13 protein-coding genes and 1 pseudogene are annotated in these 13467 nt (G+C 66.6%); 10 read left to right on the forward strand and 4 right to left on the reverse strand.

All coding sequences use genetic code 11. The features are described 5' to 3' along the window. Positions 1 to 95 precede the first annotated feature (95 nt). Both LQV16_RS20610 and LQV16_RS20615 read left to right on the forward strand, forming a co-directional pair. Positions 96 to 2339: a cytochrome P450 gene (locus tag LQV16_RS20610; protein WP_229995723.1), complete on the forward strand. Its 2244-nt coding sequence runs from the start codon at positions 96 to 98 to the stop codon at positions 2337 to 2339. A gap of 3 nt (positions 2340 to 2342) precedes the next feature. Beyond that, positions 2343 to 2912: an HtaA domain-containing protein gene (locus LQV16_RS20615; RefSeq protein ID WP_229995724.1), complete on the forward strand. Its 570-nt coding sequence runs from the start codon at positions 2343 to 2345 to the stop codon at positions 2910 to 2912. 50 nt (positions 2913 to 2962) lie between these two features. Here LQV16_RS20615 and LQV16_RS20620 read toward each other — a convergent pair whose 3' ends face one another. Next, on the reverse strand, positions 2963 to 3904 hold the full coding sequence (locus LQV16_RS20620; protein WP_229995725.1) for a LysR family transcriptional regulator: 942 nt from the start codon (positions 3902 to 3904) through the stop codon (positions 2963 to 2965). A 123-nt stretch (positions 3905 to 4027) separates the two neighbouring features. Between LQV16_RS20620 and LQV16_RS20625 the strand changes: the two genes are divergently transcribed. The 8 genes from LQV16_RS20625 to LQV16_RS20660 are packed head-to-tail and all read left to right on the forward strand — an operon-like array spanning position 4028 to position 11793. After that, a complete protein-coding gene (locus LQV16_RS20625; protein WP_229995726.1) occupies positions 4028 to 5209 on the forward strand; it encodes a cytochrome P450 in 1182 nt (393 codons plus the stop codon). A gap of 12 nt (positions 5210 to 5221) precedes the next feature. Next, the gene (locus LQV16_RS20630; RefSeq protein ID WP_229995727.1) at positions 5222 to 6205 is read left to right on the forward strand and encodes a PDR/VanB family oxidoreductase; all 984 of its coding nucleotides are present in this window, start codon (positions 5222 to 5224) and stop codon (positions 6203 to 6205) included. Positions 6206 to 6223: 18 nt separating this feature from the next. Further along, positions 6224 to 7462, forward strand: a complete 1239-nt coding sequence (locus tag LQV16_RS20635) for an FAD-dependent monooxygenase (RefSeq protein WP_229995728.1) — start codon at positions 6224 to 6226, stop codon at positions 7460 to 7462. Positions 7463 to 7464: 2 nt separating this feature from the next. Next, positions 7465 to 8316 (forward strand): SDR family NAD(P)-dependent oxidoreductase, encoded by an 852-nt coding sequence (locus tag LQV16_RS20640; protein WP_229995729.1) that lies wholly within the window; start codon positions 7465 to 7467, stop codon positions 8314 to 8316. A 30-nt stretch (positions 8317 to 8346) separates the two neighbouring features. After that, positions 8347 to 9564: a cytochrome P450 gene (locus LQV16_RS20645; RefSeq protein WP_229995730.1), complete on the forward strand. Its 1218-nt coding sequence runs from the start codon at positions 8347 to 8349 to the stop codon at positions 9562 to 9564. Between the two features lie 7 nt (positions 9565 to 9571). Continuing rightward, positions 9572 to 10585 (forward strand): alpha/beta fold hydrolase, encoded by a 1014-nt coding sequence (locus tag LQV16_RS20650; RefSeq protein WP_229995731.1) that lies wholly within the window; start codon positions 9572 to 9574, stop codon positions 10583 to 10585. Positions 10586 to 10594: 9 nt separating this feature from the next. Beyond that, positions 10595 to 11419 (forward strand): N-acyl homoserine lactonase family protein, encoded by an 825-nt coding sequence (locus tag LQV16_RS20655; RefSeq protein ID WP_229995732.1) that lies wholly within the window; start codon positions 10595 to 10597, stop codon positions 11417 to 11419. Next, positions 11419 to 11793: an FmdB family zinc ribbon protein gene (locus tag LQV16_RS20660; RefSeq protein WP_229995733.1), complete on the forward strand. Its 375-nt coding sequence runs from the start codon at positions 11419 to 11421 to the stop codon at positions 11791 to 11793. Before LQV16_RS20655 ends, LQV16_RS20660 begins: the two co-directional genes overlap by 1 nt. A gap of 109 nt (positions 11794 to 11902) precedes the next feature. Here the strand turns inward: LQV16_RS20660 and LQV16_RS20665 are convergent, their stop codons facing one another. The 3 genes and pseudogenes from LQV16_RS20665 to LQV16_RS20675 form a co-directional block, all read right to left on the reverse strand. Continuing rightward, on the reverse strand, positions 11903 to 12784 hold the full coding sequence (locus LQV16_RS20665) for an NAD(P)-dependent oxidoreductase (protein WP_229995734.1): 882 nt from the start codon (positions 12782 to 12784) through the stop codon (positions 11903 to 11905). Beyond that, the gene (gene pcaC / locus LQV16_RS20670; RefSeq protein ID WP_229995735.1) at positions 12771 to 13169 is read right to left on the reverse strand and encodes a 4-carboxymuconolactone decarboxylase; all 399 of its coding nucleotides are present in this window, start codon (positions 13167 to 13169) and stop codon (positions 12771 to 12773) included. Before pcaC ends, LQV16_RS20665 begins: the two co-directional genes overlap by 14 nt. 13 nt (positions 13170 to 13182) lie before the next feature. Further along, positions 13183 to 13467, reverse strand: a pseudogene (locus LQV16_RS20675) (hydroxyquinol 1,2-dioxygenase); the annotation flags it as partial.

The raw sequence follows: 13467 nt of genomic DNA on the forward strand, positions 1-13467 counted from the left end.
TCATGGACGAGGGCGACAATGTCCTGCGCTTCCAGAAACTCTCCACCATCGCCGCGTCCGCGGTCCTCTGACACCCCTTCCTCCTGGAGCACACCATGTCCATCAACACGATCGCCCCTGCCCACCCCGGTCCGCTGGCCCCCGGCTTCGACGCCATGGGCGACGACTACTACCGCGATCCGGGCCGGCATTTCGCTGACGTCCGCGAGGGCAAGCCTGCCTTCTTCTACCCGTACCTGAACGCGTGGATCATCACCCGCCGCGCCGACGCGGAAACCATCCTGCCCGACTGGCAGAAGTTCTCCAGCGCCAGCAACGGCGGGCTGATCCCGGTCCCCGAGGCCTATCAGGAAATCATGCCAGCCGAGCTGATCTCCCGGATCCTGGTAGGTTCTGACCCTTCAGGGCACACCGTGGCCCGGCGCGTAGCCCAGAAGGCCTTCCTGCAGGAACGGATGGAAGCCCTTCGGCCCGAGATCGAAACCCGCGCCCACCGCATCATTGACCGGTTCGAGGCGGAGGGTCACGCCAACCTGATGGACGCCTACTGCCTGGAGCTCACCACGCAGACGCTCCTCGCCCTGATGGGTCTCGGCCCGGAATTCGATTCCATGATGCGCGGCCTCCGAGACGACTTCTTCCAGGTGCTCGCCAGCGCCCAGGAAAAGCTTGAAGAACCGCGCCGCTCGGAAGTATGGGACAGCTATGTCACGGCCCAGCTGACCCTGCGCGGCATTGTCCGCGAACGGCGGGACAGCCATGCTGACGACGTCATCTCCGTCATGGCCCGGGACAAGGACAGGGAAGGCAACTGGTCCCTGTCCGAGGAGCAAATCGCCCTGCACCTGAGTGAATTCGCCGCCGCCGGCACCGATACCACCGCCCAGGCCATGGCCAACGCGGTCATCTTCCTCAACGAAACACCGGCCGCGCTCACCGACGCCCTGGACGACCCCGCGCTCTGGCAGCGGGTCTTTGACGAGACCGTGCGGCGCCGCCCGTCGTCGACGTTCGCGTCCCGCCGGGCCAACGTGGATGTCACCATCGGGGACGCCCACATCAAGGCCGGCGATATGATCTGGATCGCCCTGGCCAGTGTTAATACGGACCCGGAATACTACGACCGGCCCTTCGAGTTCGATATCCACCGCGAGGACGCCCGGGACCACCTGGCGTTCACCAAGGGAAGGCACACCTGCCTGGGCCAGCCACTGGCCCGCGCCCAGGGATCCACCGGCCTGAAGGTGCTCTTCGAACGCCTGCCCAGCCTGCGTCCCGCCAAGGACTGGGGCCTGGACTTCATCCGGTTCGCGCTGCTGCCGGTCCGCCGGAGCCTTGAGGTGCAGTGGGACGTGGCACCCAAGGCGGCGCAGCACGCCGTCGAGCTTCCCGCGGACCCGACGGCCACCCTGGAACTGACGGTGCGGGAACGCCGGGAGGAATCCGACGGCGTCGCATCCCTGACACTCGTGGACCCGGCCGGCCGCCCGCTGCCCACCTGGCACCCCGGTGCACATATCGATGTCCACGTTGACGGGCATGTCAGGCAGTACTCGCTCTGCTCGCCCGGCGGGGACCAGTCCAGCTGGCGCATCGGTGTGCTCAAGGAAGCCAACGGGCGCGGCGGATCGCTGGCCATCCACACCACCGTGGAGGCCGGATCGACGCTGACCGTCAGCCAGCCGCGCAACAACTTTGTGCTCCAGCCGTCCCCGAACTATGTCTTTATCGCCGGCGGAATCGGAATCACCCCGATCCTGGCCATGGTGGCCCAGGCCGAAGAGGAAGGCGCCGACTGGAGCCTCGTGTACGGCGGCCGGTCACGGGCCACCATGGCCTTCCTGGACGAGCTCGCAGAATTCGGTGACCGGGTGCGGCTCGTCCCGGAAGACACCGACGGCCGGGTGGACTTCGCTGCCTGCTTGTTGGACGTCCGGCCTGACACCCTGATCTACTGCTGCGGCCCGGAGCCGCTGCTGAACGTCGTCGAAGGCGCCTCGGCGCACTGGCCCGCGGGCAGCCTGCACGTGGAGCGCTTCGTGCCGAAGAAGATCGATGCCAGCGGCGACGTTGCCTTCGAGGTCGAATTCGCGGACAGCGGCGTGACGCTCACCATCCCGGCAGATAAATCCATCCTCGAAGTCGCCCAGGCGGCCGGGCTCCCGGCCCTGTCATCGTGCAGCGAGGGGACGTGCGGCACCTGTGAAACCCCGGTCATCTCGGGTACTCCCGACCATCGGGACTCCATCCTGACGGACGACGAGAAGGCCAGCTGCGAGAGCATGTTCATCTGCGTCTCCCGGTCCCAGGGCGGCTGCCCGCTGAAGCTCGGACTCTGAGCCATGGGAATGGAGCAGCTCCCGTGTGATGCCCCGGTGCTTCGCTGGGGTATCAAACGGACCTTCATCAGTTACCTGTCACGCCTTCCCGACGGGAGCGTCTCAGCAGATTCCGGGGCATCCATCGTCAGCGGGAGCTACTTCCAGTTTGCGCCCGACGGCGGCGGGCCGGCCGGTGAGGCAGGGTCACCGGCGGATCCTCGAACAGCAGAGGATCCGACGCCGGCGGGCATTGGAACAGCGGGCATCCGCAGGTTCCGCGGCCAGGTGCGGCTCAGCGGCCACCACGGCATGATGAGCCTGTTTGTGGCGGACCCGTGGCTCGAATTCGATGCCGAGGGCGCCGTCCTGAGCGTTGCGGACCCGGGGCAGGCGCCCGGCAGCGGTGCCCGGCTGGAGCTCCTCCGGCTGGCCGTCCCAAAGGTTGCCGGAACGCAGGTTGCAGGACCGGAGGCTGCCGGGACGGACTGGACTGAACTGCCGGCACAATTGGCGCCGGCCGCCGTCGACCTTTTCAACGGCCAGTATGCGGCCGGTGAGGAAATGGATCCGGTGTTCCTGGGGCCTGCCTGATGCGGCCGTCCTGATGCGGCCGTCCTGATGGGACCTGCGGGGGAGTGGCGTCAGTGCGCCTCGGGGCCGGTCCTCATCCGCACACTCTTTGCACGGGGACCCAGGAGCACCTCGGCGAAGGTTGCGGCAACCTCGGTCAGCTCGCGCTGGGCACTCCATACCGCCACGGCATGCAGCGGCGGCAGGGGCGGCTCCAGCTGGCGGGTCACCACGGTGGTCTTGGCGATCTGCTGGATCTCCGGGGGCATGATGCTGATGCCCATGTCGGCCGCAACGAGCGGGAGCGTGGTCTGCAGGCTGGTGACCGTCTTGAGCCGCGGCATGGACAGGCCGTTCTCCAGCCAGTAGTCAACCAGTAGTTCGGTGATGCCTGGCACGCGGATGTTCGGCGCGGGCAGGAGCCAGGTCTCATCCATCAGGTCTGTCAGGGCCACCGGCTTGGGTGCATCCCGAAAGCGGGTGGGCAGCACCGAGGACAGGGACATCTTGGAGATCGGTTCAATCACCACGTCGTCCTGGTACATGGTGCGCAGCCGGTCCGGCGCTCCCGTGGCAACAATGGCCACGTCCAGGGCGCCGGAGCGGACGCCCTCAATCACCGTGCCAGGTTCGACGTCGCTCAGGGTGACGTCCGCGTGGGGCGACAGTTCGCGGAAGCGTGCCAGGACCCGGGGCAGGTAGGCCCAGGCGAACGGCAGAATGACCGCGAGGTGAAGAGTGCCGCTGAGCCCCTTTCCCTGGCGGCTGAGCTCACGGGCGAGCTGGTCGGTTTCGTCCACGAGCCGGCTGCCTTTTTGCACCAGGAGTTCACCGGCGTTGGTGGGCACAATCCCGCGCGCGGTCCGTTCCAGGAGCTTGACTCCGAGTTCCTCTTCGAGGTTCTTCAGGGCGGCGCTCAGCGGCGGCTGGGTCATCTGCAGCACCTTGGCCGCCTTGGAGATGGACCCTTGCCGGGTGATCTCCAGAAAGTATCGAATGTGCCGAATGTCCATATTCAAAGTGTATACCTGCGCCGTGTGAGTTCCATGAAACATATGACTGAGGCGCCTTGGCCGCCTTACGGTGGGGAACAAGCAGTGATACCTATCACACGAGGAAAGCAAGGAGGCTGCATCGTGAGCGTTGATGCCGATACCCGGATCCCCAACGATGACTGGAACCCCATAACGGTGACCGACTACCCGGCAGAGTACACCAGGCTGCGCGCCGAGCGGCCGCTGGCCTTCACCAGCGACTACGACGGTTTCTATGGATACATGCGCTACGCCGACGTCCAGAAGGGCTCGCGGGACTGGCGCACTTACACCAGCGGCCAGCCGTTCCTGGAGTTCCCCGAGTTCATGCGGTCCATCCCCATCCAGGAAAATCCGCCCACCCACACGTTCTTCCGGAAGTTCCTGGCACAGTACTTCACCCCCGAACGGGTGGCGCTGCTGGTGCCGGATATCGAAGACCTAGTGGCCAAGAACCTGGACCCGCTGATCGAGGCCGGTGAAGCGGACATGATCGAACAGTTCGGCATCATCGTTCCCCAGCAGGTCCTCGCCAGGTTCCTGCTGCTCCCGGACGATGCGTGGGAGACCATGGCCGTGAGCCTGGCCAAAGCCGACGCCGTCCGCCACGACATCGCAGCAATGCGGGAAATCAACAAGAGTCTCTGGAACCCGACGGTGGAGGCCCTCATCGAGGACCGTCGGGCCAACCCGCAGGATCCTGCCATCGACATCATGTCCGGTGTGCTGGAACTGATGCCCGAAGGCAGGCCCGTGACGCAGGAGGAAGCCGTCGCCATCGGTGTGCAGATCTTCTCGGCAGGCGCGGACACCACCACCGCGGCGATCGGGTCCATCCTGTCCTACCTCGGCAGCCACCCGGAAGACCAGGCCGACCTGCGCCGCCGGCCCGAGCTCGTGGACTCCGCCATCGAGGAAATCCTGCGCCTCGCGCCGCCCCTGCACCACACCGGCCGGAAGGCCACCAAGGACGTCCAAGCCTTCGGTGCGGTCATTCCCGAAGGCGCCAAGGTGGGCCTCAACGTGTTTTCGGCCAACCGTGACGAAGACAAGTTCGTCCGGGGCAACGAGTACATCGCGGACCGCTCGCCCAACCCGCACCTGACGTTCGGGCACGGCCCGCACCAGTGCATGGGCTCGCCGATTGCCCGCGCCGAGCTCCAGGGGATGCTCCGGCAGATCCTGGCCAAGACCAGCAACTTTGAACTTTCCGGCCAGCCGGTATCCAACGGCAGGCCGCTGCGCACCGGCTGGACCTCCGTGCCCATCCGCTTCGAGAAGTAAAGGACAACCACCATGACATCGGAAACCATGCTGAGGACGCCTGCCACGCTCACCCGCCAGCCACTCCAGGTCCGGAGCAAGCGGTCCGCGTCCGACTGCGTTGTGGAACTTGAGCTGGTCCATCCGGACGGGGCCGCCCTCCCTGGGTGGCAGCCAGGCGCCCACATCGAGCTGCACCTGCCGTCCGGGCTGTCCCGCCAGTACTCCCTCTGCGGGAACCCGGACGACAACTCCAGCTACCGCCTCGGGATCCTGAACGACCCCACCAGCCGCGGCGGATCCAGCTACGTGCACACCGGCCTGGCCGAGGACGACAACCTGGAGGTCTCCGGACCCCGGAACAACTTCGAACTGGTGGAATCGCCGGAATACCACTTCCTCGCCGCCGGTATCGGCGTCACGCCCATGATGCCCATGCTGGACGAGGCCGAACGGCGCGGAGCCCGCTGGAAGCTGACCTACATGGGGCGCTCGCGATCCTCCATGGCCTTCTGGCAGGAACTCGCAGCCAAGTACCCCGGCAAGATCGACATCCACCCCGACGACGAGTTCGGTTTCCCGGACCTCGGCGCCTTGCTGGGAAAGCCGCGGGACGGCGTCAAGGTCTACGCCTGCGGCCCCGAAGGCCTGCTGCGCGCCCTCGAAGGAATCTGCGCCGGGTGGCCCGCCGGAACCCTGCACCTCGAACGCTTCGCCCCCAAGGACCCTGCGGCGGCCATGGCCCCGGCCATTTCATTCCGGGTCAAACTCGCCCTCAGCGGCATGGAACTCGAAGTGCCTCCAGGCCGCAGCATCGTGGAGGTGGCCGAGGAAGCCGGCGCGCCGGTCATCTTTTCCTGCATGGAAGGCACCTGCGGCACCTGCGAGACCCGCATCCTCAGCGGCGAGGCCGACCACCGCGACTCCGTCCTCAGTGACGAGGAAAAAGCGGCCAACGAGATGATGATGATCTGCGTCTCGCGGTCCAAGTCCGACGTCCTCGAACTCGAACTCTAGAAAGCCCGGAGACACATAGTGCGCACTGAACAGCAGAAACCCGAACAGCAGAAACCTGAACAGCAGAAACCCGTCCTTATTGTCGGTGCCGGACCCGTGGGCATCCTCAACGCCCTGGGCCTGGCAAGGGCCGGGGTTCCCGTCCGCGTCTTCGAACGGGCCAGTACCGTGGCCAACGCGCCCCGCGCCATGGTCTACCACTGGTCCGTCCTGGACGGGCTGGAGCGCCTCGGGCTATTCGAGGACGCCGTGGCCCGCGGCTTCCTGAAGCAGGACTACACCTACAAGGTGCACAAGACAGGTGAAGAGATCAACTACGGGCTCAGATCGCTCGAAGGACGCGTCAAACACCCCTACAACCTGCACCTCGGCCAGAACGCCCTGGTGGAAATCGCCCTTGAACACCTGGCCCGTTTCCCCCACGCCGAAGTGCTCTGGGACCACAAGTTCACCGGCATGGACCAGGGGCCGGACTCCGTCACGGCACACTTCGCCACCCCGCAGGGAACCACCACGGTTGACGGTTCCTGGCTGATCGGCGCCGACGGCGCCCGCAGCAAGGTCCGCGAAAGCCAGGAGATCGCCTTTGAAGGCATCACCTGGCCTGAACGCTTTGTTGCCACGAACATCCGCTACCCCTTCGAAGCCGCCGGCTACAGCCAGACCACCATGCTGATCGATGACCGCTTCGGCGCCATCATCACCAAAATCGACAACAGCGGCGACACCGGGCTGTGGCGCTACACGTACTGCGAGGACGCAGCACTGCCGGAAGGCGGAATCGAAGAGCGCATGCCGGACTTCTTCGCCTCCATTGTGCGCGATCCCCAAAACGTGGTGGTGGACGCCTACTCGCCGTACAGCATGCACCAGCGGGCGGCGGCAACGTTCCGTGCCGGGCGGGTGCTGCTGGCCGGCGACGCGGCGCATGCCACCAACCCCACCGGCGGGCTTGGACTGACCAGCGGGCTCTTCGACACCTACGTGCTGTCCGAGGCGCTGGCCGCCGTCGTCAAGGGCACGGCTCCGGAATCGGTATTGGACGAATACGCCGCAGAGCGGCGCCGCGTCTTCGTCGACATCGTGAATCCCGCCGCGAGCAACAACAAGCGGCTTGTGTACCACTCTTCTGATGAGGCCCGGCTGGAAGAAGACCTGGCCGTGCTCCGGCAGCTCCCACTGGATGAGGATGCCGTGGTCAAGCGCCTGATGTTCCCCAAGAGCCTGGAAACCCGTTCCCTGATTGGAACGTGGTAGCGATGGCGGGCATCACCGAGTTCAGCGGTAAGACTGCCGTGGTCACCGGCGGCGCAAGCGGCATCGGCTTCGCCATGGCACGGCGCTTCCTGGAAGAAGGCATGCGCGTTGCCATTGCCGACGTCGAACAGGCAGCACTGGACACCGCCGTGCGGGAACTCTCCGCCTTCGGTGACGTGATGGGCCAGCGGACAGACGTCCGCAGCGTCGGGGACCTTGAGGCGCTCGCCGAGGCGGTGCTGGGCACTTACGGCCGGATCGACGTCGTCTGCAACAACGCGGGCGTGGAAACGGGTGGCAGCTTCCTGAGTATTCCGGAAGAGGCGTGGCGCTGGGTGATGGATGTGAACTTCTTCGGCGTCCTCAACGGCTGCCGGGTGTTCCTGCCCCTCCTGGAGGCCGGCGGCGGAGGACACATCGTCAACACCGCCTCCGTGGCTGCGTTCAGTTCCGGCACGGCGACCATGACGCCGTACTGCGCCTCCAAGTTCGCCGTGCTGGGCATGAGCGAATCGCTCGAGGTGGAACTGCGCACTGCCGGCAGCCCCGTGGGTGTTTCGCTGCTGGCGCCGGGCCCGGTCAGGACGCGGATGGTCGACGCCGAGCGGAACCGCCCTGCCGATGTGCCCTTGGCTGCCGAGCCCGGGAGGCTGGCGGTCATGGAGCGGCTGGCGGCCACCACCGCCGAGGTGGGGATGGACCCGGCAGAGGTGGCCGGGCAGGTACTTGACGCCATCCGCACCAACACCTTCTTCGTCCTGACGCACCCGGAGATGGCCCAGGCCGGCGTGCAGCGGCGGCTGGACTGGATGGCCACAGGCACCCCGCCGCCGGCACGCCAGGCCGGAAAATAATCCCCCACTACCGTTCAACGAGGAACAGACATGACTGAAACGAACATCCTCCCCGAGGTCATCGAGGCACCGGTCTCCGGCTACGATGCATTCTCGCTCGAAACGCTGCAGGACGTGCACACGTTCGACGGGGAACAGCGCGAGATCGCTCCCGTGGTCTACATGGAGAAGTATGGCTACTACGCCATCACCCGCTACGCCGAGATCCAGAAGGCGCTGCGCGACTGGCGTACCTTTTCGTCCACGGACCGGCCGTTCTACGCGCCGTCGGCATTCCGGCCGCGCACCCTGATCCTGGAGGATCCGCCGGAGCACACGGCATCGAAAGCGGCCGTGTTCAAGGTGTTCGACGCCGAGAACCTCGCCAAGATGTCCACCTACTTCAAGGCCGAGGCCGAACGGCTCATCGATAATCTCCTGGCGGACGGACCGGCGGAGATCAACGCGTACACCGACCTGTCCGTGAAGTACGTCCTCAAGGTCTTCCCGGACGTCCTGGGCCTCCCGGAGGAGGGACGCGAGCTGCTGCTGAAGTTCGGCGACGCCGTCTTCAACGTCTTCGGTCCGCCCAGCGACCTGCAGGCCGCCAAGCTCGCCAGCGGCACCGAGGCCATGGAATGGGTTGAATCCAACACCGCGCGCGACGTGCAGGCCGACGGCGGCATCGGCTGGCAGCTCTACTCCATGGCGGACGAGGGCAAGATCTCCGAGCACACCGCCCAGCAGATCCTCAAATCCATCTTCGCCGCGGGTTTCGACACCACCACCGCGTCGATCGCCTCGATGATCCGCGCCTTCGCGGACAACCCCGGGGAATGGCAGAAGCTGCGTGAGAACCCGGGCCTGGTGGACAACGCCTGGGAGGAAGCCATCCGTCTCTATCCCGCCTCACGCTACGGCGGACGCTGGGCCACCAAAGAGACGGTGCTGGGAGGCGTCCGCATTCCGGAAGGCGCCAAGATCCTCACCATGTGGCTGGGCGCGGGGCGGGATCCGCGCCAGTACGACGCCCCGGACGAGTTCCACGTAGACCGCGACCTCAAAAACGCGCACCTGTCCTTCGGGTTCGGGATCCACACGTGCGCCGGCAACCAGGTGGCCCGGCTCGAAGCCCGCACGCTGCTGCGCGCCATGGTGGAGCGGATCGAGAAGATCGAGCTCACCGGGGAACCGCGCAAGACCGTCAACTACCAGGCCTTCGGACATGATCATGTTCCCGTGCGGCTGACGCCCGCCGTGTCGGCGTAGGTCCCGTATGCCCACGACGACGGGTCCGTGTCCGGGCGCCGCTCAGCTGTGGTCCACTGAGCCGGGCGCCCCGCACCTGAACAAAACAGCGCGGACCGTGCGGACCGGCGGCTTCTTCCTCCCGGGAGACCTCCAGCAGTCCGACGCCGGTCCCTGTCAGTTGGGACCCGCCTGGGTCCAGTGGGAGGCGCCGGCTGACGGCACCGCCAGGACGCCTTGGGTTTTGGTGCACGGCGGCGGCGGACAGTCCACAGACTGGCTGGGGATCGACGACAGCGCGCCGGGCTGGGCGCCGCGGCTGGTGGATGCCGGGTTCCCGGCCTACCTCCTGGACCGACCCGGCCACGGGCGGTCACCGTACGATCCTGCACGGCTGGGCGGGCGTACCGGGTTTCCGGACTACGCCGGTGCCGGAGCAGTTTTTGCGCCGGAGCCCGGTTCCGATGCCATACCGGGTGCCGGCTCCGAACACTCCGCCTGGCCGTGGGGCCGCCGGCCCGGTTCGCCGGAACTAGACAGGTTGGTGGCCTCCTCGTCGGGCATGCTGACGGACACTGCGCTCGGCCAGGAACTCGATGCGCGCCGCATCGTGGACTTGCTCGAACAAGCAGGTCCGGCCGTGCTGGCCACGCATTCCGCCGGTGCCGCCGGCGGTTGGCTTGCCGCGTCCCGCTCCCCTCAACGGGTCCGGGGAATCGTCACCGTCGAACCCCTCGGCCCACCCTTCAGGGATTTGGGACCGCGGGGCAGCCTCGAACACGGGCTGACAGCTGTGCCGCTGGCCGGCGGCCGATCACTTGAGGGCCTGCCGGTGTTGGTGGTCTCCGGGGCGGCCTCGGGGCGTGCCGGTGGCGACGCCGAAACCGTCGAGTTCCTTAACCGCTCCGGTGCCACGGCAACGCACCTGCGGCTGGAAGGCCTGGGCATCGCTGGCAACGGCCATGGCCTGATTTTCGAAAACAACAACAAAGAGATCCTCGAACCGGTCCTGAAATGGCTGGCGGGGAACAACATCACCTAGGAGCACGCAATGACGCAGGCTACTCATCTGGCGGCACCAACCGGGAAGAACCCGGCAGCCAACATCCGCATGTGGGGGCTGGACGCCCCGAAGATGGACATCGACGCAGCACACCTGGTGGTCGGAGCCGAAGGGGCTGTCCGCATTCCCCTGCCCGCCTACCTGATTGAGCACGAGCAGGGCCTGGTCCTGTTTGATACCAGCATGAACCCGCTGGTGTGCGACGACCCCGCCCTGGTCTTCGGGGACCGGCCGGAGACCTCGATGATCGTGTCCAACCCGGAACAGCGGATCGACCGCCAGCTCGCCAAGCTGGGTTACCGTCCCGAGGACATCACGCACGTGGTCCTGTCCCATACCCACTCGGACCATGCCGGCGGCCTGTACCTGTTCCCCCAGGCCAAGTTCTTCGCCGGTCCCGGCGAATTCCAGTGGGCCGCGAACCCGGGCCCGGAATCGGCGCACCTCTTTAACCCCACCGATCTCACGGCCGAGGTCAAGGAGTTCGATTGGACCACCGTCCAGTCACCCAGCCAGGACCTGTTCGGGGACGGCGCCATCATCATCCACCACACTCCGGGCCACACTCCTGGTGAGCTCAGCGCGCTGGTCCGGCTGCCCAGCCAGAACATCCTGCTGACCGGCGATACGGTGCACCTGCGCGAAGCCATGGAATGGGGCGCCGTGGACGGTTCCGACTGGGACCATGACGAGGCCCGGCGCTCCATCGCGTCCCTCAAACGGATCCGCGACGAGGAATCGGCCTCCGTCTGGATCGCCCACGATCCCAGGGACTGGGAAGACTTCGGCGGCCCCCTGAAAGAGCTCGTCTGATGGCGCGCCTCCTCTTCGACTACCGCTGCACCGGCTGCCGCGCCGACGTCGAACTTTTCATGGACACTCCCGCCCCGGCAACCACGGCCTGTCCCGCCTGCGAGGGGGAGGCCCGGCGCCGTTATACGAGCCGGGGCCTGGCGCTGACCGGCCAGGGCCTGCGGGCCGTGGCCCCGGCGGCCGGCGGGATCGATTGCCGCGACAACCCGGATGTCCCCGGGCTGTGCCATGTTGCTCCGTCGGCCCGGCGCCGGCTCATTGCCCGGCACCGGGGGGACACTGACACCTACGAGGCCGAAACGAAACGCCAGACACGCGAATTCGAGGCCAAGGGCCCGGCCCCGCTGGACCAGGTGATCAGCCACGGCCACTGACTTGGCCTGAGCCACTGATCAGACATAAGCAAAGTGCCGCCCGGTGAGCATAACGCTCTCCGGGCGGCACTTTGCTTGCCGGACACTTCCGACGACGGCGATTTCAGGGTCAGGACGTGTGTCCCACCCAGCGCGCAATTTCCGTGTGGTCGGCACCGGGGTTCAGTTCGCCGTACGCTTCGCTCCACAGATCCACTGCGCGGCTTCCCAGCCGGCTGGGCCGACCCATTCCGTCCGCCAGGTCCGTGGCAATCCTCATGTCCTTGAGCATCAGGCCCAGGCCGAAGCCGGAGTCGTAGCCGCCGGGCAGGACGAAGTTGGGCCACTTGCTTTCTGTGGACCCGCTGCGTCCACTGGAGGCGTTGAAGACCTCCAGCATGGTGGACGGATCCAGCCCGAACTCCTGGCCGGCCACCATCGCCTCCGAGGTGGCTAGCAGGTGCGTGGCGGACAGCAGGTTGTTCAGGGCCTTGAGGGCGTGTCCTGACCCCACTGCGCCGGTGTGGCGGACGCGGCCCAGGACGGCCAGCACGTCGGCGAGTTCCGCGACAGTGTCCAGGTCGCCGCCGGTCATGATGGTCAGTGTCCCTTTTTCGGCGCCGCCCACGCCGCCGGACACAGGGGCATCCACCAGGCGGGCCAGCCCGTCAGCCGCGAGCTTCGCGGCGAGGGCCCGCGTGCGCAGCGGCTCCGAGGAACTCATGTCCACGATGACCGCAGCCGGCGGCAGCGCCGCGGCCACGCCGCCGTCGTGCAGGACCGTTTCCACAACGTCAGAGTTGGGAAGCATCAGGATGAGGACATCGGAGCCGGCCGCCACCTCGGTGGCGGTCTCGACGGCGGTGCCGCCGGCCTCTGCCAGGCGCTGCCTGTTGGCGGCCGCGAGGTCGGTGCCGGTCACTGCGTAGCCGGCTTCCAGCAGACGGCGGGACATGGGCGTGCCCATATTGCCCAGGCCGATGAAGCCGATGCGGGGCTTATACGGTGACATTCATTTCCTTCAGGGTTGCTTCGGCGATGCGGAATGATTCGAGTGCTGCCGGGACGCCGACGTAGATGGCCGTCTGCATCAGCACTTCCTGGATCTCCTCCGGCGTCACGCCGTTGTTGATGGCCCCCTTCACGTGGACAGAGAGCTCGTGGCCGCGGTTCAGGGCGGTGAGCATGGCCAGGTTGAGCATGGACCGGGTCTTGCGTTCCAGCCCGTCCCGGCTCCAGACGGCGCCCCAGCAGTACTCGGTGACGAGTTCCTGCATGGGCCGGCCAAACTCGCTGACGTTGGCGAGGGAACGTTCCACGTGGGCGGCGCCGAGCACCTCCTTGCGGATGGCCAGGCCGTCCTCGAAGGTCTCCTTATGCGTGTGCTGCAGTTCCATGGTGGCTTCCTTCCTAAAAAGCTTCGGTGGTGCGGGGGCCCGCGGGCGGCAGGACGACGTCGAAGCGCGCCTTTGTCCACGATTGCTCGCCAAGGTCACGGCGGTCGGGAGCGGGGGTTCCCGGCGGCTGGGCGGCGAAGTCCTTGATGAGGGATTCCTTCACACCGAAGACCGAATCGTTGTCCAGGTGGGCGCATCCCCTCACGAAGATGTGGGTCACCAGGGTGTGCTTCTCCGGGGCGGACACCATAAAGTGCAGGTGCGAGGCGCGGACGGGGGAGCGGCCGAAGTGCTCCAG

It is taken from the genome of Arthrobacter sp. Bi26 (genome assembly GCF_918697925.1).
In the GTDB taxonomy this organism is placed as follows: domain Bacteria; phylum Actinomycetota; class Actinomycetes; order Actinomycetales; family Micrococcaceae; genus Arthrobacter.

Bases quoted from the DNA above. Each gene is read 5' to 3' on its own strand.
- LQV16_RS20610 (WP_229995723.1), top strand. From the start codon at position 96: ATGTCCATCAACACGATCGCCCCTGCCCACCCCGGTCCGCTGGCCCCC.
- LQV16_RS20615 (WP_229995724.1), top strand. From the start codon at position 2,343: ATGGGAATGGAGCAGCTCCCGTGTGATGCCCCGGTGCTTCGCTGGGGT.
- LQV16_RS20620 (WP_229995725.1), bottom strand. From the start codon at position 3,904: ATGGACATTCGGCACATTCGATACTTTCTGGAGATCACCCGGCAAGGG.
- LQV16_RS20630 (WP_229995727.1), top strand. From the start codon at position 5,222: ATGACATCGGAAACCATGCTGAGGACGCCTGCCACGCTCACCCGCCAG.
- LQV16_RS20640 (WP_229995729.1), top strand. From the start codon at position 7,465: ATGGCGGGCATCACCGAGTTCAGCGGTAAGACTGCCGTGGTCACCGGC.
- LQV16_RS20645 (WP_229995730.1), top strand. From the start codon at position 8,347: ATGACTGAAACGAACATCCTCCCCGAGGTCATCGAGGCACCGGTCTCC.
- LQV16_RS20650 (WP_229995731.1), top strand. From the start codon at position 9,572: ATGCCCACGACGACGGGTCCGTGTCCGGGCGCCGCTCAGCTGTGGTCC.
- LQV16_RS20655 (WP_229995732.1), top strand. From the start codon at position 10,595: ATGACGCAGGCTACTCATCTGGCGGCACCAACCGGGAAGAACCCGGCA.
- LQV16_RS20660 (WP_229995733.1), top strand. From the start codon at position 11,419: ATGGCGCGCCTCCTCTTCGACTACCGCTGCACCGGCTGCCGCGCCGAC.
- LQV16_RS20665 (WP_229995734.1), bottom strand. From the start codon at position 12,784: ATGTCACCGTATAAGCCCCGCATCGGCTTCATCGGCCTGGGCAATATG.
- pcaC (WP_229995735.1), bottom strand. From the start codon at position 13,169: ATGGAACTGCAGCACACGCATAAGGAGACCTTCGAGGACGGCCTGGCC.